Below are 25,529 nucleotides of genomic sequence, written 5' to 3'. Positions count from 1 at the left end.
CTAGTTGACGAAATGGAACAGGCGCGAAACGCGCATCAGCGACGGCCATTTCCAGATTTCGAGAGGGCTCGCCTTGCCGGCGATCGAGAAGAAGACAAGGTTGGCGCGACCAACCAGGTTCTCAGCCGGAACGTAGCCGACGGTGAACCGGCTGTCGGCGGAATTGTCCCTGTTGTCTCCCATCATGAAATAGTGGCCGGGCGGCACGTCGAATTCGCGCGTGTTGTCGCCGATCGAATTCGGATTGAGGTCGAGCGTGTCGTAGCTGACGCCGTTGGGCAGGGTTTCCCGGTAGACGTCGATCGGCTGAGGCATTTCGGTGATATCGGGATTGTCGATCTGGCCGGTCTTTACGCGCGGCACGCCGACACCGTTGATGAACAACTGGCCATTCTTCATCTGGATCTTGTCGCCGGGCAGGCCGACCACGCGCTTGATGTAGTCGACGGACGGATCCGGCGGGAACTTGAACACCACAACGTCGCCGCGCTTGGGCTCGGAGCCCCAGATGCGGCCCGAGAAGAGGTCAGGCCCGAACGGCAGCGAATAGCGCGAATAGCCGTAGGACCATTTGGTGACGAACAGATAGTCGCCCTCCAGAAGCGTCGGCCGCATCGATCCCGACGGGATCGAAAAGGGCTGGAATAACAGCGTGCGGATGACCAGCGCGAGCAAAAGCGCCTGGACGATGACGCTGACGGTTTCGCCAAGCCCGCCGGATTTCTTCTGGGATTTTTCAGCCACGCTCATGTCGTCCTCGATTGTGCGTTGGATGGTATAGAGTCTCGGCGCGCGCTGGGCAACGTCAATGCCGGTCGTCAGATGCAATCAATGTGGCGCTTGTTCGACGGGCAACGCCTCGATGATCACAAAGGCTTGAGCGAGCGGGAAATCATCGGTGATGGTGAGGTGGATCGCCGCCCTGTGCCCTGGGGGCAGGATTTTTTCGAGCCGGGCCAGCGCGCCGCCGGTCAGCGCCATGGTCGGCGCGCCGCTGGGCAGGTTGACGACACCCATGTCGCGCCAGAACACGCCTTGCGCCATGCCCGTACCCAGTGCCTTGGCGCAGGCCTCCTTAGCGGCGAAGCGCTTGGCGTAGGAGGCAGCGCGGGCTCGTCGGTTTTCCGAACGCGCCTGTTCGACCTCGGTGTAGATCCTCTGGACGAAGCGCTGGCCGTGATGTTCCAGCGATTTCTCGATGCGCCTGATATCGATCAGATCACTGCCTACACCGATGATCATCGCGTAGCGGAACCAATGCTTGCTCCAGGATGAGGCGGTTGCTGGCGGCGGCTTGCGCGCTCGGCCAGCCGCTTGCGCCTCTGCTCGCGAAAGACATTCATGCCCCAGCGCGTGACGCCGTAGAACAGGAGGCCAAACACCAGCCCGAGCGGCACCGCGCCGATCAGCATGGGTTCCAGCACGGGATGCCACAGTTTCGCGAAAGAAAGCGTGTGCAGCATCTCGCCCAGATGCGCCGGCGGACCATGTGCCGGCAGGCGATCGTGCAGGATGAGCTTGCCGGTTTCCCAGGACGCGCCCCACAGAATGGGAAAAGTCAGCGGATTGCCGAAGAAAACAGCGCCCAGTGCCGCCGCCACCAGATTGCCGGCGATCACCCAACACAGAACGGCGGCAATGATGAAATGGAAGCCCACGGGAAAGAATGAAGCGAAGACACCAGCCGCCACACCGGCTGCCACCGCGTGCGGCGTGGCCTTCAGCCGCAGGATGCGCTTGGAGAAATACTGCAGCGAGCGCGAGAACGAGCGGCGCGGCCACAGATAGGTGCGCACCCGCTCCAAAAGACCATCAGGCTTGCGGCGACGAAAAAGCACTCTCTTCCTATTCCCGATACGTTACAGCTTGCGTTCCGGCTGTCTTCAGCCGGACTTCAACCGCCACATCTTGCGCTTTACGGTCACCCGAAGGCAATCGCGACTTTGATATAGCGATCCGCAACCCCGACAACAACCGAAGGCTACCTGTGCAGCGGCCGCGCCACCATAATCTTTGGTAAGGTTCACGTCTCCAACACCTGACAATCGCGGCGAATTTGAGAATGGCTTCGGCCTATTGTCGCAGCCGGATGTCTGAGACACTACCGCAAGTACTGGCTGACTTCGACAAGATTGCCGTCCGGATCGCGGAAATAGACAGACATCATCGGACCGCGCGCCCCGATGCGTTCGACCGGCCCCAGTTCGAGCACGACGCCATTGGCTTCGAGACGGGCGCGGATTTCGTCGAGCGGCCGTTCGGTGATCAGGCAGAAATCGCCTGACCCTGGCGTCGGCGCCTTTGCCTTCGGCTCGAAAGTGCGGCTGATCTCGTGGACATTGATCTTCTGGCCGCCAAAAGCCAGCGCTGTCGGCCGGCCCGGCGTGTCGATGCGCTCGAAACCCAGCACGCGCTGGTAAAAGGCGCAGGTCGCTTCGAGCGACGCCACTGTCAGCACGAAATGGTCGATCCCGACGATCATTTCGAATTGCCTTCACGCATGTCGTCACTCCCAAAACCGCCGCAGACTTTTTGGGCGACATGCATGGTCAGATATTGCGACTGCCAGGCTTGACCGCCGGTATCGCGGCAAGCTCCGGCGGCAGCCGGTCCGGCGGATAGGCCGGAACCTCGTATTCGGCGAGCGCGATCAGCGGCACGCCGACATGGGTCTTGCCGGCGGAACGGTCGATGATGCAGGCGGCCGCCGCCACCTCGGCGCCAAGCTCGCGCAGGCACTCGATGCTTTCGCGGATCGACAGGCCGGTGGTGACGATATCCTCGACGATGACGACGCGCGCACCCCTGGCGATCTCGAAGCGGCGCAGGCGGAACTCGCCCCCTTCCCGCTCGACCCAGATCGCCGGCACGCCGAGATGGCGCGAGGTTTCGTAGGCCGGGATCAGGCCGCCGATCGCCGGGCCGACGACATAGTCGATCTTGCCTGGCACCGCTGCCCGGATCTTTTCGGCCAGCGCCTTGCAAAGCCGCTCGGTCTTGTCGGCATGCATGAACACCCGCGCCTTCTGCAGGAAGACCGGGCTGCGCAGGCCCGACGTCAGGATGAAATGCCCCTCCAGAACAGCACCCGCCTCGCGGAAAATGCCCAGCACTTCATCGGTCTTCATCTGCGCCTGCCCCCCAGATAGATCAGCCATGTCAGCCATTCACACGCCGTGCGTCGCTGACGCTCGAATTGTCCTTGAGCTGCGACAGCAGCCGGTTGAGGTGCTTCAGATCCCAGACTTCGAGATCGATCAGCATTTCGGTGAAGTCGGGCGCCGTGCGCACCATCGACAGCGTATGGATGTTGGCGTCATTGGACGCAACGACCTGGGCGATATCGGCGAGCGAGCCCGGCGCATTGATGGCGGTGACCGAGACACGCGCGGGGAAGCGCTCCTTGGTGCGCTCGTCAATGTCCCAGCGCACGTCGATCCAGCGCTCGGGCTGGTCATCGAAAGCCTGCAGCGCCGGCGACTGGATCGGATAGATGGTGATGCCGGTGCCCGGCTGGACGATGCCAACGATGCGATCGCCGGGCACAGCACCCTCCGGCGCGAAGCGCACCGGCAGGTCGCCGCGTACGCCGCGGATCGGCACGGCGCCGTCACGCGGCTGGTCCTTGTCCTTGCGCGCGGCCCGGCCCGGAATCTGGAACAGCATGCCAGCGGCGTTGCGGATCTTCGACCAGCCCTCCTCGCGCTGCTTGGGCGCGGCCGGCGTGACGCGTTCGTCCTTGTAGTCTGGGAAGACCGCCTTCATGACGTCGGTGGAGGCAAGTTCGCCACGACCGACGGACGCCAGCACGTCCTCGATGTCCTTGCGCGCCAGCCGGTGCAGCACCGGCTTCAGGCTTTCCTTGGTGAAATTCTTGCCGGCGCGTTCGAAGGCGCGTTCGAGAATACGCGCGCCGAGGCCGGAATACTGCTTGCGAATGGCGTTCTTGGTGGCCCGGCGGATGGCGGCGCGCGCCTTGCCGGTGACGACGACCGATTCCCACGCCGCCGGCGGCACTTGCGCCTTGGAGCGGATGATCTCGACCTCGTCGCCATTCTTCAGTTCCGTCATCAGCGGCATGATGCGGCCGTTGACCTTGGCACCGACGCAGGTGTCGCCGACATCGGTGTGCACCGCATAGGCGAAATCGATGGGCGTGGCGCCGCGCGGCAAGGCAATCAGCATGCCCTTTGGCGTGAAGCAGAACACCTGGTCCTGGAACAGTTCCAGCTTGGTGTTCTCGAGGAAATCCTCGGGATTGTCGCCTTCGGCAAGCTGCTCGATGGTGCGCCGCAGCCAGGCATAGGCATTGGTCTCCTTCGAGATCGCATGGCCGGCACCGTTCGTCTTGCCGCCGGTGTCCTTATAGATCGAGTGCGCCGCGACGCCGTATTCGGCGATCTTGTTCATCTCGCGGGTGCGGATCTGCAGCTCGACGCGCTGACGCGACGGCCCGACAATGGTGGTGTGGATCGAGCGATAGTCGTTCTGCTTCGGCGTCGAGATGTAGTCCTTGAAGCGGCCGGGCACCATCGACCATGTGGTGTGGATGGCGCCAAGCGCGCGGTAGCAGTCCTCGACCGTATCGACCACGACGCGAAAGCCGAAAATGTCGGACAGCTGCTCGAAGGACAGCGCCTTGGCCTCCATCTTGCGGAACACCGACCAGGGCTTCTTCTGGCGGCTCTTCACGCCGGCGTTGATGGCATGCTTTTCAAACAGCCCCGACAGCGCCTTTTCAATGTCGGTCAGCACGCCCTTGTTGCGCTCGAATATCTCGGCAAGCCGCGCGGTGACGGCGCGATAGGCTTCCGGATTGATGTAGCGGAAGGCGATCTCCTCCAGCTCTTCGCGCATGCCTTGCATTCCCATGCGCCCGGCCAGCGGCGCATAGATGTCCATCGTCTCCTCGGCAATGCGCAGGCGCTTGGCCTCCGGCATGTGGTCGAGGGTGCGCATGTTGTGCAGGCGGTCGGCAAGCTTGACCAACAGCACGCGAACGTCTTCCGAGATCGCCAGAAGCAGCTTGCGCAGGTTCTCCGCCTGCTCGGCCTTCTTGGAGACGAGATCGAGCTTCTTCAGCTTGGTCAGGCCCTCGACCAGCTTGCCCATTTCGGGGCCGAACAGATCGTCGATCTCGGCCCGCGTCGCCGTGGTGTCTTCGATGGTGTCGTGCAACAGGGCGACGGCGATCGTTGCCTCGTCCATGTGCATTTCAGTGAGGATGGCGGCGACTTCGAGCGGATGCGAGAAATACGGATCGCCGGAAGCGCGCTTCTGGTGGCCATGCTTCTGCATGGCATAGACATAGGCCTTGTTGAGCAGCGCCTCGTTGACGTCAGGCTTGTAGCGCTGGACGCGCTCGACAAGCTCATACTGACGCATCATGGGCGGAATCTCTCAGCGATGAAATGAATCATGCGCCGCACTGCTGTACGGCGCATGTCATAGATAGCCACGAAACTGCCGGGACGGAAGTGCCGGAAACGCGTTCCGGGCAGGTCCAGAAAACTCTCTTAGTAGTCGTCGCTCTTTTCCGGCGGTACCAGACCTTCGATGCCGGCCAGCAGGTCTTCCTCGGTCATGCGATCGAAGGTGATGTTGTCCTCGGCATCGTCGGTTTCAGCGGCCGCGACAGCGCCGCCGGTCTGATCGGCGATCACCTCGCCTTCAGCCTCGGGCTCGTCGACCTCGACATGCTTCTGCAGCGAATGGATCAGATCTTCCTTGAGGTCGTCGGGCGACAGCGTCTCGTCGGCGATCTCGCGCAGGGCGATGACCGGGTTCTTGTCGTTGTCGCGAGGAACGGTGATCTGCGCGCCCTGGCTGATCTGGCGGGCACGGTGGCCGGCCAAAAGCACCAGCTCGAAGCGGTTGTCGACCTTGTCGATGCAATCTTCAACGGTTACGCGGGCCATGGACTGCCCCTTTCATGCCTGGATTTGATGGAAAACAGGGGCGGTCCATAACCCGAACGCGGCCAAAATACAAGCATCATGGCATTGGCGGGACTATTGGGTGCTCAATCCCTGCCCAAACACCGGATCTGGCAAACAGCCCGCGTCGTTCGTTCGACGCCGCGATCACAATTGCTTGCATTGCCGCATCACGCCTTGGATTGCCACCAAACTGGCGTTATCTCGAATGGACAAGGTCAGCCGGTTTATTATGAGCCTGACCGATAGTCGCTACCGCATTTCGTTTAGACGGCCGCATTTTTCGAAAAGGAATATTTTCCATGTTCGACCCACGTGAAAAAATCGCCTTGTTCATCGACGGTGCCAATCTCTACGCTACGTCGCGGGCGCTCGGCTTCGACATCGACTATCGCAAGCTGTTGTCGAGTTTCCAGAAGCGCGGCTATCTCTTGCGCGCCTATTATTACACGGCACTGGTCGAGGATCAGGAATACTCCTCGATCCGCCCGCTGATCGACTGGCTCGACTATAACGGCTTCAAGGTGGTGACCAAGCCCGCCAAGGAGTTCACCGATTCGACCGGCCGCCGCAAGATCAAGGGCAATATGGACATCGAACTGACGGTCGATGCGCTGGAGCTCGCCGATGTCGTCGACCACTATGTCATTTTCTCCGGCGATGGCGACTTCCGCACGCTGGTCGAGGCGCTGCAGCGGCGCGGCCGCAAGGTGTCGATCGTCTCGACCATGGCCTCGCAACCGCCGATGATCTCGGACGATCTGCGCCGCCAGGCCGACCATTTCATCGACCTGACGACGCTGAAGAACGAAGTCGGCCGCGATCCTTCCGAGCGGCCCGTGCGACGGCCCGAACCGGCTGAAGTCGATGAGGACGACTACTGAGGCCGGTTGCCTTGACCGCCCTCTCCCAAGCCGAACCGGGTCGCGACTGCCCGCTCTGCCCGCGGCTGCATGATTTCATTGCGCAGTGGCGGCAGCGCGAGCCGTCCTGGTTCAACGCGCCGGTGCCGACCTTCCTGCCGCCGCAGGGCGAGGACAGCGTCCAGCTTCTGATCGTCGGGCTGGCGCCCGGCCTGCGCGGTGCCAACCGCACCGGCCGCCCCTTCACCGGCGACTATGCCGGCGACCTGCTCTACTCGACGCTGATCGCGCACGGCTTTGCACGCGGTGAGTTCAAGGCGCGGCCCGATGACGGGCTGGAGCTTGTCGGCACCGCGATCACCAATGCAGTGCGCTGTGTGCCGCCGGAGAACAAGCCGGTGGGCGCCGAAATCTCGACCTGCCGCAGCTTCCTGGTGCCGACGATCGCACGCTTTCCCAAGCTACGCGCGGTGCTGGCGCTTGGGTCCATCGCGCACCAGTCGACCGTGCGCGCGCTGGGCGGGCCCGTCGCCGCCTATCCGTTCAAGCATGGCGGGCAGCTGCCGGCCGGCGGCGTCACGCTGTTTTCGAGCTATCACTGCTCGCGCTACAACACCAACACCGGCGTTTTGACGGAGGCGATGTTCGTCAGCGTGTTCAGCGAGATCGCGGCGTTCCTGCAGAAATAACCACCGCCCTTCAAAACCCCTCCAGCACGATCTTGCCCTTGGCCTTGCCGGTTTCGATCAGCGCATGAGCGCGCTTCAGATTGGCGGCATTGATGGTGCCGAAGGTTTCACCCAAGGTGGTGCGGATGACGCTTGCGTCGACCAGGCGCGACAGCTCGTTCAGATGTTCGCCCTGTGCGGCCATGTCCTGCGTCTCGAACAGCGAGCGAGTGAACATCAGTTCCCAATGCACCGAAACGCTTTTGCGTTTGAACGGATTGATATCGAGCGTCTGGGGATCGTCGATCAACCCGAACCGGCCTTGCGGTGCGATCAATTCGGCAATCTCGGCCAGGTGCCGGTCGGTGTTGGTTGTCGAGAACACGAAGGCCGGTGCGCCGATACCGAGTGCCGCGACTTCGGCAGCCAGCGGCTTGGAATGATCGATGACATGATGGGCGCCAAGCCCAAGCACCCAGTCGCGTGTCTCTGGCCTCGATGCGGTGGCGATCACCGTCAGATCGGTCAGTTGGCGCGCAAGCTGCACCGCGATCGAGCCGACGCCGCCAGCGCCGCCGATGATCATGATGGCGTTCGCGGCACCCACGACAGGCTTCTTCACGTCAAGGCGATCGAACAGCGCCTCAAAGGCGGTGATCGCCGTCAGCGGCAGCGCCGCGGCCTGCGCATACTCGAGCGAGCCGGGCTTGCGGCCGACGAGGCGCTCATCGACAAGGTGGAACTCGGCATTGGTACCTTGCGGCGCGAGCGCACCGGAATAGAAGACGTCGTCTCCGGGCTTGAACAGGGTGGCATCCGGCCCCGTTGCAACGACACGGCCGGCGGCGTCCCAGCCAAGCACACGCCAGCTTCCGGCCTCGGGTTTGGCACTCCGCCGTATCTTGGTGTCGACCGGATTGACCGAGATCGCCTTTACCTCGACCAGCAATTGACGGCCTTTCGGCTCCGGCTTGGGCAGGTCGATGTCGACAAGGGACGCCTCATCGGTGATGGGGGCTGGGACTTGATAGCCGACGGCGCGCATTTCGATCTCCGCAATTGCTGTTGAGCTTTGTATGCGGCAGAGATGCGGATTATGTGCGCAAGGCGCAAGAATGCACATATAAAGCGCATAGTGTCGAAAAGGATACCGTCATGCCGCGCATTCGCCATGAACGACTCGATTGCAGCCCTGGCTGCAGCGTGGAGGGAACGCTGCGCTATATCGACGGAAAATGGAAAGGCGTCGTGCTCTACCATCTGTTCGAAGGGACGCTGCGCTTCAACGAGATCCGCCGGCGCATTCCCAACTGCACACAGCGCATGCTGACCAACCAGCTGCGCGAACTGGAAGCCGATGGGCTGATTGCTCGCAAGATCTATCCGGAAGTGCCGCCGAAGGTGGAATACAGCCTGACGCCGCGTGGCAGAAGCCTGGGGCCGGTGATCACAGCCCTGAAAGAGTGGGGCGATGCGAATGTGACGCTGGCGCCGCAGGTTTCGCAGGCTGCAGCATAAAGCGGCAGTGAGCGCTGTCCCCTGAATGAGTTCACGGGGATGGCGGAGCTTCCGGAAGGATCGATCCCGGTGATGCTGTGGACAGCGCGGCCAGCACGGCCGGCCCGCCCTGCAGAACGTTCAGGTCGACGTCACCCTCGATGCCATCCACGCGGCCCCGGTTGTGGTACTGCCAATAGACCCAGTCGTGGCGGTCCGGTTCCACCAGCAGCGAGCGAAGCCAGAGCGGGCGAGCAGCGATCTGCCCGGCATAGGCAGCCTCAGCCTCATCGGTCAGATAGACGATCGCCGTCTTGCCGAACGCCGCCTCGACAGGTCCGAGGAAAGCCTGGAGTTCGGCATTCAACTGTTCGGGCGATGGGCGCTGCGGACAGTTGCCGCCGAACTCGACATCGACCACCGGCGGCAGCAAGGGCTGATCGTGCGGTACCACCGAGATGAAATTCTTCGCCTGGTCGGCGCCGGGCCGGCAGAAGGTGAAGAAATGATAGGCGCCTACGGCGATGCCGGCCGCACGGGCCTCACGTAGATTGGTGGCAAAAGCGCGATCGACATGATCGCCCCCCTCGGTCGCCTTGATGATGGCGAAGGCGACATCGTCGGCGGCAGCCCGCCGCCAGTCGATCTGGCCTTGATGATGCGAGACGTCGATGCCCCTGACCGGATATTTGTTACGGTCGGGAGAATAGGTGTGGAAGTAAAAGAAGCCGCCGGCCACGGCCATCGCTGCAAAAACCAGGCTCATCGATCCCCAGAGGATGATCCGGTTCTTCAAAGCGATCCCCCCTGGTACCTGCCGGTTGCGCCTCCCCGAAATTTGGAAGCCAACCTGGCTTTTCGAGGGCTACCGCCTGATGTCTCTCACCCACGCTCCTTCAAGAGCCGGCCCTTCTCGCGCGACCAGTCGCGCTGTTTCTCGGTCTCGCGCTTGTCGTGCAGTTTCTTGCCGCGGCCGACGGCGAGCAGCAGCTTGGCGCGGCCCTGATCGTTGAAATAGATTTTCAGCGGCACCAGCGTCATGCCTTCACGGTCGACGCTCTGCGACAGCTTGGCCATCTCGCGCTTGTTGAGCAGGAGTTTGCGCCGCCGCCTGGGCTCGTGGTTGAAGCGGTTGGCCTGCAGATATTCGGGCAGATAGGAATTGATCAGCCAGATCTCGCCGCCTTCGACCGAGGCATAGCTGTCCTGGATATTGGCCTGGCCCTGGCGCAGCGACTTGACCTCGGTGCCGGTCAGCACCAAGCCGGCCTCGATCGTGTCGAGCACCTCATAGGAAAACCGCGCCTTGCGGTTTTCCGCAACGGTCTTGTTGTTGGGATCGGCTTTTCTGACTTGATTCATGATGTGGAGAGGTGGCGCCTCATCCTCAATTAATCAAGCCGGCGTGCTTCATGGCCGCATCGATCTTCGCCGCGGTCAACTCCTCGACCGTGACCAGTGGCGAGCGCAGCACATTCTCGACCTTGCCCAGCTTCGACAGCGCGTATTTGGCGCCGGACACGCCGGGCTCCAGGAAGATCGCCTTGTGCAGGGGCAGGAGACGGTCCTGCAGCTCAAGCGCCTTCGCGCTGTCGCCGGAGAGCGTCGCCTCCTGGAATTCGGCGCACAGCCGCGGTGCGACGTTCGAGGTCACCGAGATGCAGCCGACACCGCCATGAGCGTTGAAGCCGAGCGCCGAGGCATCCTCGCCGGAAAGCTGGATGAAATCCTTGCCGCAGGTCATCCGCTGCTCGGACACACGCTCGACCTTACCGGTCGCGTCCTTGACGCCGACGATGTTCTTGAAGTCGTGCGCCAGCCGGCCCATCGTCTCCGGCATCATGTCGATCACCGAACGCGGCGGGATATTGTAGATGATGATCGGCAGCTTGGTCGCCTTGGCGACGGCGGCGAAATGCTCGTAGAGGCCGCGCTGCGTCGGCTTGTTGTAGTAGGGCGTGACGACGAGCGCAGCGTCGGCGCCAACCTTTTCGGCATATTGCACGAGGCCGACGGCTTCCGCCGTGTTGTTGGAACCGGCGCCGGCGACGACCGGAGCGCGGCCCTTGGCCACCTCGATGCAGACCTTGACGACATGGCGATGCTCGTCATGCGACAGCGTCGGCGACTCGCCGGTGGTGCCAACCGGAACCAAGCCTGTCGTGCCTTCCCCGAGCTGCCATTCGACAAAGGCGCGAAAGGCTTTCTCGTCGAAACGCCCGCTCTTTTCGAACGGTGTCACGAGCGCAGTAAGCGAGCCTCTCAGCATGTCGTCCAACTCCTTGGGACTTGTTTGTTTATGCATGTCGTTGTCCCAAAACCGGTATCCACTTTTGGGCGACATGCATCGGTGTTTTGTCGATCAGTTTATCGTGCGCGCCTTCTAACCGAAAGCGAAGCGGCGCACCATAGTCTCGACATGGTTGCGCGGCAAGCATCGCCATGGTGCCAGCAAGCGCAATTCGAACGGCCTCGATAACTCTTTGTTTACGAGCCCTTCACGACCTAAGTTTAGGCTTCGAGGCATCTTCGCCTGCTGGTAGAATGCTGGGATAAGGAAAGACACGAGACCATGCCGACCCGTCGGCCTCACCTCTTCGCACTGCTAGGCGCCATCGCCGCGCTGATGCCCGGCGTGGCGATCAGCGGCAGCGTGGATGCGCGGGTCACCTCGGCGATCCCGATGCCGAGCCCGCAGGACAGTGCGCAGCAGGCCCCCTCACCCAGCGTCGCCCCGTTGAAAACTGGGCTCGACGCACTGGCCGCCGGCGATATCCCCGGCGCTCGCGGTGTGCGCGATGCGCTTCCCCCCCAATCGCTCGACCAGCACATTCTGGCCTGGGCGATCGCACTTTACGGTGGCGACAAGGTTCCGAGCGGCGACATCGCCGCCGCCGCGAAGATGCTGCCCAACTGGCCGGGCACCATTGCCTTGCGCAAGAACAGCGAGCGGGCGCTCTATCGAGAAAACCCCGCTCCCGACATCGTCATTGCGGCGTTCGATGGCAGCCAGCCGCAAACATTCGAGGGCGTCATGGTTCTCGCCCGCGCCTATGTGGCGACGGGCAATGTCAAGGCTGCGCGCTCGGTGCTGTCGCCGTTCTGGCGCACCACGGTCCTGGAAGCCAAGGACGAGACGGCGCTGATCAAGGAATTCGGCGGTCTGATCCCTGCCGCCGACCACCGTTTTCGCATGGACCGTATGTTCTATGCCGACCGGGTGAATTCCGCGCTGCGCATTGCCGGCCTCGCCGGCGCCCAGCAGTTTGCCGAGGCCTGGGCCGCGGCCGATAGAGGCGACAAGAATGCGTTGAAACTGCTGACGGCCGTCCCGGTATCCCAGCGTTCTGCCGGCTATTTCTTCGCGCAGGCCGAATATCTGCGCAAGCAGGAGGATTTTGCCGGCGCCGCCGCCGTGGTGATGAAGGCGCCGACGGACCGCGAGGCTCTGGTCGACCCGGACGCTTGGTGGGTCGAGCGCCGGGTGCTGTCGCGCGAACTGGTCGACCAGGGCGACATGAAGACAGCGTACAAGATTGTCGCCACGCATGCCGCTGAAAGTGCGGCCAATGCGGCCGAGGCCGAGTTCCATGCCGGCTGGTATGCGCTGCGTGGCCTCAACGACCCCAAGCTTGCCGCGACGCATTTTTCGCGCATCGCCGACCTTGCCCAAGGGCCGATGACCCTGTCGCGCGCCTATTACTGGCTCGGCCGTGCCGCGGAAGTCGGCGGTCCCGGCAACGCCAAGGACTATTTTGGGCGCGCCGCCAACTACGGCACGACCTTTTACGGGCAGCTTGCCGCCGAACGTGTCGGCCGGCAGGCGCTCAACATCGTCTATCCCACGCCCAGTGCCGCCGACCGGCAGAATTTTGCCGGCCGCGAGGCGGTCAGCGCGATCAAGCGGCTGCAGGAGGCAGGCTATGATCGCTATGCCGAAACACTCTATCGCGACCTTGCCGGCCAATTGACCAGCCCGGGCGAACTGGCGCTGCTTGCTGTCCTTGCCGAGAAGCAGGGCAACCATTTCATGGCGCTGAAGGTCGGCAAGATCGCCGGCGCGCGCGGCATCGATGTCGGCGCGTTGTCGCATCCGCTCGGCGTCATTCCTGATTCGGCCAATATTTCCGGTTCGGGCAAGGCGCTGGCCTATGCGATTGCCCGCCAGGAGAGCGAATTCAACATCGGTGCCGTATCCAGCGCCGGCGCGCGCGGGCTGCTGCAGCTGATGCCGGGAACCGCCAAGCAACTGGCGAAGAAGGCCGGATTGCAGTTTTCGCAGGCGCGGCTGACCACCGACGCCGGCTACAACGCCACACTCGGCTCGGCCTTCCTCGGCGAGCAGCTCGATCGCTTCAACGGCTCCTACGTGCTGACCTTCGCCGGCTACAATGCCGGCCCCAACCGGGCCAGCCAGTGGGTGGCGAAGTACGGCGACCCGCGCGGCAAGGACATCGATGCGGTGGTGGACTGGATCGAGCGGATTCCCTACACGGAAACAAGAAGTTACGTGCAGCGCGTGATGGAGAATTACGAAGTCTACAAGATGCGTATTTCCGGCAAATACGACATCGTCGGCGACCTCGTGAACGGGCGGAGTTGAGGCTTCTCGGTGCCTCTCCGCTTGTGGGGTGAGCAGCCGGCTCGCGTAAGCGAATTCATCGCGCCGGTGGCACGATGAGAGACCAGCGAACGCCGGGACACAACAAGCAGCGGGGAAATCCAGTGGACCTTTTGAGGGGGTTCAACGCCCGAAGGCTGGGAGTCTGCGAAGGGCCGGATGGTGGCCGATCCGCCCGACGGCGAATCGGGTCTTCACAGTTCGAAGCTCGAAAAGCCAACGAATTGGCTTTTCGTCGGCTACGCGCCCCCCTCCCACCTGACAAGGGGAGAAGGAAAGGCCTTCATTTGACCGATCCTGCACTCGTCTGTAGCAGTCGAAAACAATCCGGCCAGGGAATCTTTTTCAGATGTCAAGCACCGAAGAATTTGGCGACTTCTTCTACGCCGCGCCTGACGGGCTGAGACTTCATGCCCGCGTCTATGGCGAAGCGAAGTCCGGACATTGGCCGGTCATCTGCCTGCCTGGGTTGACCCGCAATGCACGGGATTTTCATGAGCTGGCACTTTATCTTTCGATGCGATCGCCAGTACCGCGCCAAGTGGTTGCGTTCGACTATCGCGGACGCGGACAGTCGGCCTACGATCCCGATGTCAGCCACTACAATGTCGGCGTCGAGGCCAGCGACATCCTTGCCGGGCTGGCCGCGCTTGGCATTGAAGGGGCGGTCTTCATCGGCACCTCCCGCGGCGGACTGATCATCCATGTGCTTGGCGCGCTGCGGCCGGCCGTGCTGAAAGCCATTGTTCTCAACGACATCGGGCCGGTGATCGAGCCGGCCGGCCTCGCCCACATCCAGTCCTATCTCGAACGCGCACCGAGGCCGAAAACCTTCCCCGAGGCGATGGATGCCCAGCGCAGCGTTCACGGCAAGGATTTTTCCAAGCTCAGCGACGCCGACTGGAGGCGGATGGTGGGAGCGCTCTACCGCGAGACGGCTCAAGGGCTGTTGCCGGATTTTGATCCGAAACTGGTCGATACGGTCGCCAATCTCGACCTGTCACAGCCATTGCCGGCGCTGTGGCCGCAGTTCGAGGCGTTGGCCGCCATTCCCCTGCTCGCCATACGTGGCGCCAATTCGAAATTGCTGTCGGCTGAAACGCTGGACGGGATGCGAAAGCGTCATCCGATGATGGAAGCGATCACGATCGACGGCCAGGGCCACGCGCCGTTCCTTGAAACCGGCAGCCTCCCCAGCGATATAGCGACCTTCCTTGATCGGGCTGAGCGCGGGCGTCAAACGAAGTAGACCCCAAGACCAGACCTGGTCCTGGGGCCGCCATGACAGTATATGCAGGCCTTAGGAACTGTTTTGGGGAACTATTTGACCTTCGAGCTTTTCCCGGACGCTTTGGCTGGCTTCGCTGCGCCCGCCTCGCTCGTCTTGCCCCGCTTTGGCGCGGAAGCCGCGGTCAATGGTGACGAGAACACAGAGCTTTCGGCGTCGCGCGCCGACTCTTCGCTTCGCGGCGTTTCGAGCACCACAACGCAGCCGTCGAGATCATTGGTGGCCAGATGCGCGTAGCGCATGGTCATCGACAAGGTCTGATGGCCGAGCCACATCTGCACGCGCCTGATGTCTATGCCGCCCTGGACAAGACGCGAAGCACAGGTGTGGCGCAGGATGTGCGGCACGACCTGATCGTCGGCACCAAGACCGACTTCAGCCTTAGCCTCGTTCCAAATGGCACGATATTGCGCCTGGCTAAGCTTGGTGAACGGACCTTTGGGCCGGCGGCCCTCGGTCGGAGGCAGCTTGATCACTTCCTTGACCCGCTCGGTCATCGGAATGGTGCGGCTGCGGCCGGATTTGGTGATCCAGAAGGAGACGCGATGTTCCTGGATGTCGTTCCAGATCAGTCCGAGCGCCTCGCCAAGACGGCATCCAGTGTCGACCAGGAAGACGGAAAGCCTGTAGGCATCCTCGCTGCGGCTTCTGATGGCAGCGAACAGCCTTGCCTCTTCCTCCCTCTCGAGGAAGCGAATCCGTCCCGCCCGCTCCTTCTGGCGGCGGAACTCGGGCAGACTGTGGATATCTCCCATCTTGTAAGCCTTGCGCAGCAGTTTGCTAAGGGCAGCCATCTTTCGATTGATGGTTGCGTTGCTGTTGCCGCGCTGGCGCAATGTGCCGATAAGGTTGTCAAGGGTACTCTGGTCAAAGGCGCTGAAACACTCCCCAAGGAGGATCTCGTCTATCTCGCCGATGAAAGAGCTGACATTGTATTTATGCCGCCCATCATCCCACAGTATGTCTCGATAGGCTGAAAAAAGCTCTCCGACTCGGTACGACTTTACTTCTCTTATCTTGTTGTAAGTGTACTTAATCTTTGAATTCTGAGAAGAAAACATCGAAAACGGATCCGGGGGGCTACCCTCTTGAATCGCTTCGTTGGTCATAATTCGTCTCACCCCCGAGTGGATAGATCAGCCCTATCCGCTTGGAAGCGTCCTTTCAAGAGATTTAATCACGCGGTTGTGATCTCATCCGCCCATCTGCGAATCCCACGAAATCACTCTGCGGACTTGTTCAGCTACCGATTCCCCCTCTTCCTTCGTTTGCGTTGACCCAGTCACGAAACAAAAAACAGCCCGGGCGTTTGTGCGCCCGGGCTGGATTTCACCTGTAAGGAACCAGCCCTTAGAACGAGCGCTGGAAGCGGAGGATACCGCCGATGCCGTCGAAGCTGGAGTGATAGTCGCTGGCAGAAGCGTTGATGTAGTCAACTTCGCCAGTGATCGTGAAGCCGGGGACGATGTCATAGGCAATGTTGGCCGCCAGGCCGAACTTCTTGCCATCGTCATACGAAGCCTGCACGTTGAACGAGGTCTTCTCGTTGAACTTGTAGCTACCGCCGCCCCAGACTGCCCAGCTGCCGTCCCACAGTTTGAAGAAGTTGTGGCCCGTGTTCGGATCCGTGACGTCGTCCTTGTTTCCGAAGCCAGCCATCAAGAACAGCGACAGTTCGTTGGTGGCGTTCACGTCCAAGCGAGCCTTGCCGGCCCATGCTTCGTAGTTGCTGTCGTAAGCAGCAACCGCGGTGATCGCACCCCAGCCCTGCGTCCACTTCACGCCACCGACGACGTGCGGAACATAGCTGTCAATCGTGTCGGCGCCAGCGCCTTCTTCAAGCGAGACCACGGCCGAGAAGCCGTTGCCAGCGTCGAAATAGTACTGGACGACGTTGGTGTCGAACGAGCCGTAGGGGACAAGCGTATCCTGGATGACGTCGCCGGCGTAGCCGATGAACGTGTCGAAAGCCGATTCGTCCTTACCGACGCGGAGGCCACCGAGCTGGATCCATGCGAAGTTCAGCGAAACCGCCTTGTTGCCAGCCTGCCAGCCGTTCGGATTGTACCCGGTGGCGAAGGGCGCAGTCTGGTCAGCATAGTCGCCGCCGCTGTTGCCGAAGTTGAAACGGGTCTCGGTGTACGTCTTCAACGTGCCGAGCTCGGTTTCCTGGCCAGTCCAGGTCTTCAGCGTGAAGCGGGCGTTCTTGGAGTACGTGTCGTTGGTGCCGCCATCCAGATGGTCGGGAACATTGTTCACGCCGTCAAAAGAAGCAGCATCACCCACGCCGATGTCGTAACGGACATACCCGCCGATGCGCAGGCAGGTTTCGGTGCCGGGGATGTAGAAGTAGCCAGCGCCGTAGACGTCGCAAATCTTGACGTATTCAGCGGGTTCCGGCTCGGCGACGACGACGGCGTCGGCGGCGCGCGCACCGGAAACTGCGATCAGGGCCGCAGCGGAGCCGAGAAGAAGGCTCTTGATGTTCATTTTCTGACCTCCAGTCAAAAGTTAAAAAACGGGTCTGGGTATTCTTTGCTGAAGGACAGCGTTCCCTGCCCCATCCCCACTACCGAAAAAGATGCGCACCGCGCCGCTCCTTCGAACCCGACATTACCCATGAGGCGGCGGCGTTCAACAACGATCGTACCGGCGAAAGGGCTGTTCGGCTGCTATCCCCCAGCGTTGTTGCACAAATGACACGATTTGGCCTCACTCAGAAAGCTCTCGTTAACCATCAGGCCGGTCGCAGCCGCCAGTTTCCAGCCGAATCCGGCAACCGACTGACGGAATCAAGGCAAGGCCTCGAGTCATTAGCCGGAGATTTGCCGCAGAACCGCCTAAACCGGGAAAGGCGCGGTTCCGTGCGCTTCTTATTTTTCCATATTATGTTTCTTTTTCCGAGATAATGGCTGGGGCTTGTTGATTGTGCCGGCGCTTTTCTTTATCCAGCGGCGCAACGGAGAGGTGGCCGAGTGGTCGAAGGCGCTCCCCTGCTAAGGGAGTAGAGGTCAAAAGCTTCTCGTGGGTTCGAATCCCATCCTCTCCGCCATCCTGCTTCGCGCTGTGCGCTTCGAATCACATCAACCAGGCCATGTGGCGTCGACCAAGGCTCATCTGCCTGTCGTCTTGAAGGCGGGTATTTCGGTCGAAGCGGAGGCCAATGCACGGCAGCTGGAGCGGCATTTCAAGACCGGATCAGGCAAGGCTTTTGCGAGCAAGCGATTTTGGCGAACTGCGTCCCGCCGACGGCCCATGATGCTATCTATCTGAGATAAAACGAAAAACGGCCATTCTACCCGTTTTTCGCCGACCTCTACTCTCGATTCTGACTGGAGGTCAGAAAATGAACATCAAGAGCCTTCTTCTCGGCTCCGCTGCGGCCCTGATCGCAGTTTCCGGTGCGCGCGCCGCCGACGCCGTCGTCGTCGCCGAGCCGGAACCCGCAGAATACGTCAAGATTTGCGACGTCTACGGCGCTGGCTACTTCTACATCCCCGGCACCGAAACCTGCCTGCGCATCGGCGGGTATGTCCGTGAGGATATCGGCGTGGGCGATGCCGGCTCGTTCGATGGCGTCAACCACGTTTCGGACCACCAGGGCGATGGCGACCACTCGACCTACTGGAAGAACACTCGCTTCACGCTGAAGACCTGGACTGGCCAGGAAACCGAACTCGGCACCTTGAAGACCTACACCGAGTATCGCATGAACTTCGGGAACAACTACGGCGACTATGGCAGCTCCACCCTCGCAGGCGGAACTGAGCCAAACCCTAACGCCGGCACCGCCGGCTGGCGGGCTGGTAACAAGAGCAGCGCCCTTGAATTCGCCTGGATCCAGCTCGGCGGCCTGCGCGTCGGCGCTGACGAATCGGCCTTCGATACGTTCATCGGCTACGCCGGCAACGTCATCAACGATACGATCGTTCCCTACGGTGGTTTCCAGACCAACGTCATCCAGTACTACTTCGACGCCGGCAATGGCCTGTCGGCCGTGGTCTCTCTCGAAGAAGGTTCCGGCTTCGACACGATCGACAGCTATGTTCCGCATGTCGTGGGCGGCCTGAAGTGGACGCAGGGCTGGGGTGCCATCACCGGCGTCGTTGCTTATGACAGCAATTATGAAGAAGTGGCCGGCAAGGTTCGCTTGGATGTGAACGTATCCAACGAACTGTCGCTGTTCGCCATGGTTGGCTACGGCTCAGACGGCAATCTGAACGAAGTCCACAACCCAATCACTCAACCTGGGGCCATCGACGCGCTCGGTCGCGGCTTCTACAAGGTGTGGGGTGGCAATTGGGCTGTGTGGGGCGGTGGCACCTACAAGTTCAACGAGAAGACCTCGTTCAACCTGCAGGCGTCGTATGACGACTGGAAAGATATCGGCCTCGCGGCGAACGTCGCCTACACCATCGTTCCCGGCTTCACGATCACAGCCGAAGCCGACTGGCAGCGTGTTGGCCAGGGCGCCATCGACAACAACTCGGTTTGGGTCAGCGCGACCAAGAAGAACAATGTCGGCGGTATCCTCCGCTTCCAGCGCGACTTCTAATCAATTTCGACTTGTCGAAATCGAAACCCGGCGGGCAACCGCCGGGTTTTTTGTCAGGCGCGTCAAAAATGCAGACTTACTGTCACCAGGCTGAGTGCCTGTCTTGAAAGTTCGCGAGCGGCCGGAGCGGGCGGACGAAACCGGCGCAGCTCTGACAGTTTCGTTCGATGCCTCAGCCCATCTCCGTCACATGGTCGCGCTACGAGAGTCCCTGTCAGTCCAACAGCACTAAGAGCTTTCGTGCCCAATCAAACCCCAGCCAGATCACCCAACGCATCGACCAGCGGCTGGATTGCGCTTCCATAAGCCTTCCAGCGATTGACGGACGAGGTGTAGATCGGCTGCCGAACCTGCCAGCGGCTGAACGTGTTCACCGAACCGCCCTTGTCAAAGAATTGCAAGCAGGCGTCGTCCCAGCGCAAGCCCAGATGCTCTATCAGGCGGCGCGATTGCCCTTCCTGGTCGGAGACCATGTCCTCATAGCGGTTCTGTAGGATTTGCCCGGGGAAAACCGTATCCCAATGACGCATAAGCCGGTCGTACTCGCGATAGTATAGTCCGAGCGTGTGCAGATCGGCGGCATAGCTATTGTCCTCGTTGAAACTCAGGAAATAGCATGAGAGGCAATTGTCGATGGCGTCGCGACGGCAGTGAATGATGCGCGCCTTGGGAAAAAGGAGCCTTATGAGGCCGATTAGCTCGAAATTATGAGGCAACTTGTCGACGATTCGTGAAGCTTCCGGCGATTTTTGCCTGATGTGAATGAGATACTCTTCGGCCAGGGACTTCGACTGATCGACAGTCATATTGAGGATCGATCCGCGCAACTCCTCCGGCGAACGTGTCTTGGGCGCGAGCCTGTTGGTGATGCGCCGGAGTTTTGTCAGCTCGCCGGCGCCATAAGCATCGGGGTGGCTGGCACAGATCTGCTCGGTCAAAGTGGTGCCCGAACGCGGCATGCCAAGCACGAAGACAGGCACTTCGGAAGAGCTGCCATATCCTGCCCTGGCGGCCAGCATCTGCGGGCTGAACAGTTCGATCATGAAATCGATGCTGCGGCGGTAACCCTCCATGTCAAAGCGACGGGCCGAGCGTTTTGCCTGCCCGAAGTGGTCCATCGCCTCGTCATAGCGCCTGAGGTCGTTGAGCACCTTCCCCGCCGCATAGTGGAGCTGCTGAATGCTTTTCGCATCAAGCGCCGGATTTTTCAGCTCAGCCAGAATGGATCTGAATTCCGCCGGCTCTTCCGTGAATTTTCGGATGCTAACCAAGCCGTTGTAGGCAGCGGCGACATCCTGGCGATGGCTGATCGCCTCGTTCATGTAACCTGTCGCATCGTCCATACGGCCGAGGCTTACTAGCGCATTGGCCAGCCCCATTCGGACAAGAGGATGGCCGCCATTGATTCTCAGCGCCTTCTCATAAAGCGGCACCGCCATGTCGGCCTTGCCGAATTCGGTGTAGGCGCGACCCAGCGCGCAAAGCGCCTCAACCCAGTCGGCTTTCAGCTCGCAAGCACGTTCAAAATGCCTGATCGCATGCACATGCTCACCGACCTTCAAATAGGTCTCACCCAGTGTCAGATGGTAGTGCGGATTTTGAGGTACCTCTTTTACCGCTCGCTCAAAGCATCGAATGGCCATCTCGTCGTCCAGGCCGAGCGCAAAGGTTCCCAATAGATACAAGGCGAGAGGATGCCTCGGGTTATGAGCCAATACGCGCTGACAAAGTGCCTCCGCATCCAGCAACCGATTTGCCCGATGAAGTTCGACAGCCTGCCTGAGCAGTGCGTCATCGGCCTGCGCTTGGGATCGCGAGCTTGCTTTCGGTTGGGCCATTTTCGGCTGCGGGTTTTTCGGTCCGGACGGAGTTTTCAGATGCCTGGACCAGGCGGGCGGCAGACGATTGTTCATCGTCCTTCGCTAGCAAAAAGGGGTGACGGAATCCAGCGCTACGGCTGGAAACCGCAGGGTGCTTGCACGGTTAGGCCGGCCACGCTAGCAAGAAGTCCCCTTTTCCAAGCGAGCTTCCACCATGCGTTTGCGCCCTCCCCTTTCGCCGCTTATCGCAGCACTTCCCTCGACCGTGCCTTTTGTCGGCCCGGAAGCGCAGGAACGGGAGCGCGGGCGGGCTTTTCGTGCCCGCATCGGCGCCAATGAGAGCAGTTTTGGCCCGTCGCCACGCGTCATCGCCCGCATGGAGCGCGTCGCGCGCGACCAGTGGATGTATTGCGATCCCGACAATTACGAGCTGAAGGTCGCGGCTGCCGCGCATCACGACGTAGCGGTCGAGAACGTCGTTGTCGGCGAAGGCATAGACGGCCTGCTCAGTCTTGTGGCACGCATGTATGTGGCGCCTGGCGATGCCGTGGTCACCTCGCTCGGCGCCTATCCGACCTTCAACTTCCATATTGCCGGCGTCGGCGGGCGGCTGGTGACAGTCCCTTACGAGAACGACCGCGAAAGCCTGGATGGCTTGCTCAAGGCGGTCGTCAAGGAGAAGGCTCCGCTGGTCTATCTGTCCAACCCGGACAATCCGATGGGCAGTTGGTGGGAAGCGGACGAGGTGATCCGCTTCATCGAAGCGCTGCCGGAGACCACCATGCTGGTGCTCGACGAGGCCTATGGCGAATTGGGGCCTGCCTCGGCCCTGCCGCCGATCGACATCTCGCGACCGAATGTCATCCGCATGCGAACCTTTTCAAAGGCTTATGGGCTTGCCGGGATACGCTGCGGCTATGCGATTGCGGAGGCCCAGGTGATCCGCGACTTCGAGAAGATCCGCAACCACTATGGCGTCAGCCGCATGGCGCAGATCGCCGGCGTCGAAGCGCTCGCCGACCAGGCCTATCTCGAGACGGTGGTGGCGCGCGTGGCTGCCGGGCGCCGGCGCATCGCGGCGATCTCCGAGCAGAACGGGTTGAAGCCGCTGGCCTCGGCGACCAATTTCGTCACCATCGATTGCGGTCATGACGGCCCCTTCGCGCTGAAGGTGCTGCAAGGTCTGCTGTCACGTGATGTGTTCATCCGCAAGCCGATGGCGCCAGGACTAGACCGCTGCATTCGCGTCAGCGTCGGCCTCGACCACGAACTGGATATCTTTGCCGAGGAATTGCCGGGCGCGCTGGCGGCAGCGCGGGGGAACTAGGCGCTTTCGCGGCGTTCGGATGCTGGCGCTGCGCTTAGCAGATGCCTGACGCGTGCCAATATATCCGACAACTCGGCGGCTTCCTCGTCGCCCAGGTCCACGGTCAGGCGGGTGAGATCGCGATCCGCGGCCGACTGAAGTGCAGCGAGCGCGACCTGGCCGCGCATGGTGAGCGAGAGGACGCGCCGGCGCAGAGCATCGGGGCCGGCACGCGTTTCGGTGAGGCCGGCGGCAGAGAATTTTCGAAGGATTCTCGTGACATAGGCCGGATCCAGCTGGAGGTCCCTGGCAATGTCGGACGCTGCTGGTTCGAAGTCGATTTGAAGCACCCGTGCCAGAAAGCCTGCCTTGCCGCCGGAATTGGCTGCAATGCGGCCGGGTCGACGACCCAGTTCGAACAGCACCCGCGCCTCGGTCAGCGTAAAGGCGCTGTGCGTCAAGGTTTCGTCGAGCAGCCCGATCAGGCCGGTATAAAACCGGTTGAAGCATCTGAGATCGCGGACCAAGGCACTGCGATCGGCTGGCATGTCATGCGCCTTCCCTGAGATTCCACTTCGGTGGATCATTGCGTAAAAGTTGACCAAGTCAACTATTTATTGGATGGGGTCATCCACCTTGCGAGCAAGCCTCGGCTTCTGTTCGATAGTCCCCTTCAAGCCAGTTGCCTTCGCTCGATCCTGCGCCAGACTCTAAGGAAGGGAGCGCACGATGAACGATCGGAAAAGGGCCGTCCAGGCCCGCGTACACGGCAGGGTGCAAGGCGTCGGCTATAGGATCTGGGCGAGAGGCGAAGCGGCAAGGCTTGGGCTGGTGGGCTGGGTGCGCAACGAAAGAGATGGCTCGGTAACGGCATGGCTTGCCGGCGCCGACATGGCGGTTTCGTCCATGATCGAACGGCTTCGCCAGGGCCCGGCGGGCGCTTCAGTCTCGCGGGTAGATGTCGAGGAGATCGAGACCTGGACCGCGCCTGGAGATTTCAGGATCGTCGCATAGGCCCATGCGCATCGATTTACTAGTTTGGCACTCTTGAATTAATTGAACGTTCGTTTTATTATCGTCGAATTAACGAGGCGATCATGGCGCGCACCACGGGATCGGACGGCGAGCGAACCGAGGCGGCAGTCCGCGAAGCGGCGGTCAACCTGATCGCACGCTACGGCTACGAGGCGATGTCGATGCGCCAGCTGGCGGCCGAGGTCGGCGTGCAGGCGGCCGCGCTCTATCGCTACTTTCCGACCAAGGAAGACCTGCTGTTCACGCTGATGCGCGAGCACATGGAGGGGCTTCGGGAGGCCTGGGAACGCGCGAGGCCATTCGATGCGGATCCGGCGGAGCAGCTTGCGGCCTATGTGCGCAACCACATCGCTTTCCACATCGGGCGCCGGCATGCCACGCATGTGTCGAACATGGAACTGCGCAGCCTGTCGCCCGACAGGCTGACACAGATCCTCAAGCAGCGCACAGCCTACGAAAAGGAACTGCGCACCATCCTGCGCGAAGGCGCCGAGGCGGGCGACTTCAGCATCGAGGACACCGGCCTGACGGCCATGGCGCTGATCCAGATGATGACCGGCGTCATCGTCTGGTTTCGCCCAGGCGAGCGGCTGTCGGTCACTGAAGTAACGGCGACATATCTTTCAATGACAATGCGCCTGGTTGGCGCGAGGATGGACACCTACAGCGCCGCACGTCCCTTGGACGGGCAAAGGACGCAGTAGCACTTGAATTTGCGCATGATCCTTTCCGAAAATCGAAGTCGATTTTCGGGGTCATGCGGGAGGAGGAACGGCATGTACACGAACACGCTCAGCTTCGGGCATGACGAGGATATCGAGGCGCTGCGCGACCTGGTACGCCGTTTTGCCCAGGACAGGATAGCGCCGATCGCCGGCGATATCGACCGCCAGAACGAATTTCCGGCGCATCTGTGGCGCGAGCTCGGCGACCTCGGCCTGCTCGGCATCACCGCCGATCCCGATTTCGGCGGCAGCGGCATGGGGTATCTCGCCCATGTGATTGCGGTGGAAGAAATCTCCCGCGCCTCGGCTTCGGTCGGTCTTTCCTACGGCGCCCATTCCAACCTCTGCGTCAACCAGATCAACCGCTGGGCGACGCCGGTGCAGAAGGAAAAATTCCTGCCGCCGCTGTGTTCGGGCGAGCGCGTCGGCGCGCTGGCGATGTCTGAATCCGGCGCCGGCTCCGATGTCGTCTCGCTCAAGCTGCGCGCCGAAAAGCGCAATGACCGCTATGTGCTCAACGGTACCAAGATGTGGATCACCAACGGCCCGGACGCCGACACGCTGGTCGTCTATGCCAAGACCGATCCTGAGCGGAAATCGCGCGGCATCACCGCCTTCATCGTCGAAAAGGCTTTTGCCGGGTTTTCCGTGGCGCAGAAACTCGACAAGCTCGGCATGCGCGGCTCCAATACCGGGGAGTTGGTGTTCGAGAATGTCGAGGTGCCATTCGACAATGTGCTGCATGAGGAAGGACGCGGCGTCGAGGTGCTGATGTCGGGCCTCGACTATGAACGCACCGTGCTTGCCGGCGGCCCGATCGGCCTGATGGCAGCCTGTCTCGACGTGGCGATCCCCTATGTGCACGAACGCAAGCAGTTCGGCCAACCGATCGGCGAGTTCCAGCTGGTGCAAGGCAAGCTCGCCGACATGTACACGGTGATGAACGCCGCGCGCGCTTACGTCTATGCCGTCGCGGCGGCCTGCGATCGCGGCCAGACCACCCGGAAGGATGCCGCCGGCTGCGTTTTGTTCGCGGCCGAAAAGGCGACGCAGATGGCGCTCGACGCCATCCAGCTGCTGGGCGGCAACGGCTATATCAACGACTATCCGACCGGCCGGCTGCTGCGCGACGCCAAACTCTACGAGATCGGCGCCGGCACCAGCGAAATCCGGCGCTGGCTGATCGGTCGCGAGATCATGGCGGAGGGGGTGTGA

The 25,529-nt window shown here is 61.5% G+C and carries 25 protein-coding genes and 1 tRNA gene; 11 read left to right on the top strand and 15 right to left on the bottom strand.

Annotated elements, in window-relative coordinates:
* From lepB to rpoZ, 7 genes are all read right to left on the bottom strand, one after another.
* Positions 1 to 750, bottom strand: coding sequence for a signal peptidase I (gene lepB, locus ACLGL5_RS18910; protein WP_010915103.1), 750 nt, complete (start codon positions 748 to 750; stop codon positions 1 to 3).
* A gap of 78 nt (positions 751 to 828) precedes the next feature.
* Positions 829 to 1,242: a holo-ACP synthase gene (gene acpS / locus ACLGL5_RS18905; protein WP_064985015.1), complete on the bottom strand. Its 414-nt coding sequence runs from the start codon at positions 1,240 to 1,242 to the stop codon at positions 829 to 831.
* Positions 1,239 to 1,838 carry a DUF2062 domain-containing protein gene (locus ACLGL5_RS18900; RefSeq protein ID WP_019857197.1) on the bottom strand — a complete coding sequence of 200 codons (600 nt, stop codon included), beginning with the start codon at positions 1,836 to 1,838 and terminating at the stop codon, positions 1,239 to 1,241. Before ACLGL5_RS18900 ends, acpS begins: the two co-directional genes overlap by 4 nt.
* A gap of 263 nt (positions 1,839 to 2,101) precedes the next feature.
* Positions 2,102 to 2,482 carry a VOC family protein gene (locus ACLGL5_RS18895; protein WP_019857196.1) on the bottom strand — a complete coding sequence of 127 codons (381 nt, stop codon included), beginning with the start codon at positions 2,480 to 2,482 and terminating at the stop codon, positions 2,102 to 2,104.
* A gap of 67 nt (positions 2,483 to 2,549) precedes the next feature.
* On the bottom strand, positions 2,550 to 3,128 hold the full coding sequence (gene pyrE / locus ACLGL5_RS18890) for an orotate phosphoribosyltransferase (protein WP_069091769.1): 579 nt from the start codon (positions 3,126 to 3,128) through the stop codon (positions 2,550 to 2,552).
* A 31-nt stretch (positions 3,129 to 3,159) separates the two neighbouring features.
* Positions 3,160 to 5,388: a RelA/SpoT family protein gene (locus ACLGL5_RS18885; RefSeq protein ID WP_019857194.1), complete on the bottom strand. Its 2,229-nt coding sequence runs from the start codon at positions 5,386 to 5,388 to the stop codon at positions 3,160 to 3,162.
* A 128-nt stretch (positions 5,389 to 5,516) separates the two neighbouring features.
* Positions 5,517 to 5,918: a DNA-directed RNA polymerase subunit omega gene (gene rpoZ, locus ACLGL5_RS18880; RefSeq protein WP_019857193.1), complete on the bottom strand. Its 402-nt coding sequence runs from the start codon at positions 5,916 to 5,918 to the stop codon at positions 5,517 to 5,519.
* A 320-nt stretch (positions 5,919 to 6,238) separates the two neighbouring features.
* Here rpoZ and ACLGL5_RS18875 point away from each other — a divergent pair, with 320 nt between their 5' ends.
* The gene (locus ACLGL5_RS18875) at positions 6,239 to 6,820 is read left to right on the top strand and encodes a LabA-like NYN domain-containing protein (RefSeq protein WP_010915096.1); all 582 of its coding nucleotides are present in this window, start codon (positions 6,239 to 6,241) and stop codon (positions 6,818 to 6,820) included.
* Between the two features lie 11 nt (positions 6,821 to 6,831).
* Entirely contained in the window at positions 6,832 to 7,488 is a 657-nt protein-coding gene (locus ACLGL5_RS18870) for a uracil-DNA glycosylase (RefSeq protein ID WP_038645642.1), read from the top strand.
* A 10-nt stretch (positions 7,489 to 7,498) separates the two neighbouring features.
* Here the strand turns inward: ACLGL5_RS18870 and ACLGL5_RS18865 are convergent, their stop codons facing one another.
* Positions 7,499 to 8,512 (bottom strand): zinc-binding alcohol dehydrogenase family protein, encoded by a 1,014-nt coding sequence (locus ACLGL5_RS18865; protein WP_069091768.1) that lies wholly within the window; start codon positions 8,510 to 8,512, stop codon positions 7,499 to 7,501.
* A gap of 110 nt (positions 8,513 to 8,622) precedes the next feature.
* On the opposite strand from ACLGL5_RS18865, the gene ACLGL5_RS18860 reads away from it, so the two are divergent.
* Positions 8,623 to 8,985, top strand: coding sequence for a winged helix-turn-helix transcriptional regulator (locus ACLGL5_RS18860; RefSeq protein ID WP_171903274.1), 363 nt, complete (start codon positions 8,623 to 8,625; stop codon positions 8,983 to 8,985).
* A gap of 31 nt (positions 8,986 to 9,016) precedes the next feature.
* On the opposite strand, the gene ACLGL5_RS18855 is transcribed toward ACLGL5_RS18860, so the two are convergent.
* The 3 genes from ACLGL5_RS18855 to dapA form a co-directional block, all read right to left on the bottom strand.
* Positions 9,017 to 9,760, bottom strand: coding sequence for a glycoside hydrolase family 25 protein (locus ACLGL5_RS18855; RefSeq protein ID WP_069091767.1), 744 nt, complete (start codon positions 9,758 to 9,760; stop codon positions 9,017 to 9,019).
* A gap of 86 nt (positions 9,761 to 9,846) precedes the next feature.
* Complete coding sequence (gene smpB / locus ACLGL5_RS18850; protein WP_006202221.1) at positions 9,847 to 10,326, bottom strand: SsrA-binding protein SmpB; 480 nt, start codon at positions 10,324 to 10,326, stop codon at positions 9,847 to 9,849.
* A 25-nt stretch (positions 10,327 to 10,351) separates the two neighbouring features.
* Complete coding sequence (gene dapA, locus ACLGL5_RS18845; protein WP_494372954.1) at positions 10,352 to 11,233, bottom strand: 4-hydroxy-tetrahydrodipicolinate synthase; 882 nt, start codon at positions 11,231 to 11,233, stop codon at positions 10,352 to 10,354.
* A 303-nt stretch (positions 11,234 to 11,536) separates the two neighbouring features.
* On the opposite strand from dapA, the gene ACLGL5_RS18840 reads away from it, so the two are divergent.
* A complete protein-coding gene (locus tag ACLGL5_RS18840; RefSeq protein ID WP_069091766.1) occupies positions 11,537 to 13,567 on the top strand; it encodes a lytic transglycosylase domain-containing protein in 2,031 nt (676 codons plus the stop codon).
* Positions 13,568 to 13,934: 367 nt separating this feature from the next.
* Positions 13,935 to 14,834, top strand: a complete 900-nt coding sequence (locus ACLGL5_RS18835; protein ID WP_069091765.1) for an alpha/beta fold hydrolase — start codon at positions 13,935 to 13,937, stop codon at positions 14,832 to 14,834.
* A 71-nt stretch (positions 14,835 to 14,905) separates the two neighbouring features.
* On the opposite strand, the gene ACLGL5_RS18830 is transcribed toward ACLGL5_RS18835, so the two are convergent.
* Positions 14,906 to 15,982: a tyrosine-type recombinase/integrase gene (locus tag ACLGL5_RS18830; protein WP_171880396.1), complete on the bottom strand. Its 1,077-nt coding sequence runs from the start codon at positions 15,980 to 15,982 to the stop codon at positions 14,906 to 14,908.
* A 241-nt stretch (positions 15,983 to 16,223) separates the two neighbouring features.
* Positions 16,224 to 17,363: a porin gene (locus tag ACLGL5_RS18825; RefSeq protein WP_494372741.1), complete on the bottom strand. Its 1,140-nt coding sequence runs from the start codon at positions 17,361 to 17,363 to the stop codon at positions 16,224 to 16,226.
* 471 nt (positions 17,364 to 17,834) lie between these two features.
* Between ACLGL5_RS18825 and ACLGL5_RS18820 the strand changes: the two genes are divergently transcribed.
* Both ACLGL5_RS18820 and ACLGL5_RS18815 read left to right on the top strand, forming a co-directional pair.
* A tRNA-Ser gene (locus tag ACLGL5_RS18820) sits at positions 17,835 to 17,925 on the top strand.
* 294 nt (positions 17,926 to 18,219) lie between these two features.
* Entirely contained in the window at positions 18,220 to 19,428 is a 1,209-nt protein-coding gene (locus ACLGL5_RS18815; RefSeq protein ID WP_019857181.1) for a porin, read from the top strand.
* Between the two features lie 248 nt (positions 19,429 to 19,676).
* Here the strand turns inward: ACLGL5_RS18815 and ACLGL5_RS18810 are convergent, their stop codons facing one another.
* Positions 19,677 to 21,341, bottom strand: a complete 1,665-nt coding sequence (locus ACLGL5_RS18810; RefSeq protein WP_494372740.1) for a tetratricopeptide repeat-containing sulfotransferase family protein — start codon at positions 21,339 to 21,341, stop codon at positions 19,677 to 19,679.
* 121 nt (positions 21,342 to 21,462) lie between these two features.
* Between ACLGL5_RS18810 and ACLGL5_RS18805 the strand changes: the two genes are divergently transcribed.
* Positions 21,463 to 22,575 carry a pyridoxal phosphate-dependent aminotransferase gene (locus ACLGL5_RS18805; protein ID WP_069091761.1) on the top strand — a complete coding sequence of 371 codons (1,113 nt, stop codon included), beginning with the start codon at positions 21,463 to 21,465 and terminating at the stop codon, positions 22,573 to 22,575.
* Here the strand turns inward: ACLGL5_RS18805 and ACLGL5_RS18800 are convergent.
* Positions 22,572 to 23,102 (bottom strand): MarR family winged helix-turn-helix transcriptional regulator, encoded by a 531-nt coding sequence (locus tag ACLGL5_RS18800; protein WP_064985036.1) that lies wholly within the window; start codon positions 23,100 to 23,102, stop codon positions 22,572 to 22,574. The two genes, ACLGL5_RS18805 and ACLGL5_RS18800, sit on opposite strands and share 4 nt — an antisense overlap.
* A 181-nt stretch (positions 23,103 to 23,283) precedes the next feature.
* Here ACLGL5_RS18800 and ACLGL5_RS18795 point away from each other — a divergent pair, with 181 nt between their 5' ends.
* The 3 genes from ACLGL5_RS18795 (at position 23,284) to ACLGL5_RS18785 (ending at position 25,529) form a co-directional block, all read left to right on the top strand.
* Entirely contained in the window at positions 23,284 to 23,568 is a 285-nt protein-coding gene (locus ACLGL5_RS18795; protein ID WP_019857177.1) for an acylphosphatase, read from the top strand.
* An 83-nt stretch (positions 23,569 to 23,651) separates the two neighbouring features.
* Complete coding sequence (locus tag ACLGL5_RS18790) at positions 23,652 to 24,293, top strand: TetR/AcrR family transcriptional regulator (protein WP_038645625.1); 642 nt, start codon at positions 23,652 to 23,654, stop codon at positions 24,291 to 24,293.
* 72 nt (positions 24,294 to 24,365) lie between these two features.
* Entirely contained in the window at positions 24,366 to 25,529 is a 1,164-nt protein-coding gene (locus ACLGL5_RS18785) for an isovaleryl-CoA dehydrogenase (protein WP_019857175.1), read from the top strand.

Source organism: Mesorhizobium sp. U510 (genome assembly GCF_059180695.1).
The sequence above is the reverse complement of the archived record's forward strand: the minus strand, read 5'-3'. Positions and strand labels throughout refer to the sequence as shown.

What these genes read in the sequence shown, in the direction of transcription:
- lepB (WP_010915103.1), bottom strand. Translation starts at nt 750, where the DNA reads ATGAGCGTGGCTGAAAAATCCCAGAAGAAATCCGGCGGGCTTGGCGAA.
- acpS (WP_064985015.1), bottom strand. Translation starts at nt 1,242, where the DNA reads ATGATCATCGGTGTAGGCAGTGATCTGATCGATATCAGGCGCATCGAG.
- ACLGL5_RS18895 (WP_019857196.1), bottom strand. Translation starts at nt 2,482, where the DNA reads ATGATCGTCGGGATCGACCATTTCGTGCTGACAGTGGCGTCGCTCGAA.
- pyrE (WP_069091769.1), bottom strand. Translation starts at nt 3,128, where the DNA reads ATGAAGACCGATGAAGTGCTGGGCATTTTCCGCGAGGCGGGTGCTGTT.
- ACLGL5_RS18885 (WP_019857194.1), bottom strand. Translation starts at nt 5,388, where the DNA reads ATGATGCGTCAGTATGAGCTTGTCGAGCGCGTCCAGCGCTACAAGCCT.
- rpoZ (WP_019857193.1), bottom strand. Translation starts at nt 5,918, where the DNA reads ATGGCCCGCGTAACCGTTGAAGATTGCATCGACAAGGTCGACAACCGC.
- ACLGL5_RS18875 (WP_010915096.1), top strand. Translation starts at nt 6,239, where the DNA reads ATGTTCGACCCACGTGAAAAAATCGCCTTGTTCATCGACGGTGCCAAT.
- ACLGL5_RS18865 (WP_069091768.1), bottom strand. Translation starts at nt 8,512, where the DNA reads ATGCGCGCCGTCGGCTATCAAGTCCCAGCCCCCATCACCGATGAGGCG.
- ACLGL5_RS18860 (WP_171903274.1), top strand. Translation starts at nt 8,623, where the DNA reads ATGCCGCGCATTCGCCATGAACGACTCGATTGCAGCCCTGGCTGCAGC.
- smpB (WP_006202221.1), bottom strand. Translation starts at nt 10,326, where the DNA reads ATGAATCAAGTCAGAAAAGCCGATCCCAACAACAAGACCGTTGCGGAA.
- dapA (WP_494372954.1), bottom strand. Translation starts at nt 11,233, where the DNA reads ATGCTGAGAGGCTCGCTTACTGCGCTCGTGACACCGTTCGAAAAGAGC.
- ACLGL5_RS18840 (WP_069091766.1), top strand. Translation starts at nt 11,537, where the DNA reads ATGCCGACCCGTCGGCCTCACCTCTTCGCACTGCTAGGCGCCATCGCC.
- ACLGL5_RS18835 (WP_069091765.1), top strand. Translation starts at nt 13,935, where the DNA reads ATGTCAAGCACCGAAGAATTTGGCGACTTCTTCTACGCCGCGCCTGAC.
- ACLGL5_RS18830 (WP_171880396.1), bottom strand. Translation starts at nt 15,982, where the DNA reads ATGACCAACGAAGCGATTCAAGAGGGTAGCCCCCCGGATCCGTTTTCG.
- ACLGL5_RS18825 (WP_494372741.1), bottom strand. Translation starts at nt 17,363, where the DNA reads ATGAACATCAAGAGCCTTCTTCTCGGCTCCGCTGCGGCCCTGATCGCA.
- ACLGL5_RS18815 (WP_019857181.1), top strand. Translation starts at nt 18,220, where the DNA reads ATGAACATCAAGAGCCTTCTTCTCGGCTCCGCTGCGGCCCTGATCGCA.
- ACLGL5_RS18810 (WP_494372740.1), bottom strand. Translation starts at nt 21,341, where the DNA reads ATGAACAATCGTCTGCCGCCCGCCTGGTCCAGGCATCTGAAAACTCCG.
- ACLGL5_RS18805 (WP_069091761.1), top strand. Translation starts at nt 21,463, where the DNA reads ATGCGTTTGCGCCCTCCCCTTTCGCCGCTTATCGCAGCACTTCCCTCG.
- ACLGL5_RS18800 (WP_064985036.1), bottom strand. Translation starts at nt 23,102, where the DNA reads ATGCCAGCCGATCGCAGTGCCTTGGTCCGCGATCTCAGATGCTTCAAC.
- ACLGL5_RS18795 (WP_019857177.1), top strand. Translation starts at nt 23,284, where the DNA reads ATGAACGATCGGAAAAGGGCCGTCCAGGCCCGCGTACACGGCAGGGTG.
- ACLGL5_RS18790 (WP_038645625.1), top strand. Translation starts at nt 23,652, where the DNA reads ATGGCGCGCACCACGGGATCGGACGGCGAGCGAACCGAGGCGGCAGTC.
- ACLGL5_RS18785 (WP_019857175.1), top strand. Translation starts at nt 24,366, where the DNA reads ATGTACACGAACACGCTCAGCTTCGGGCATGACGAGGATATCGAGGCG.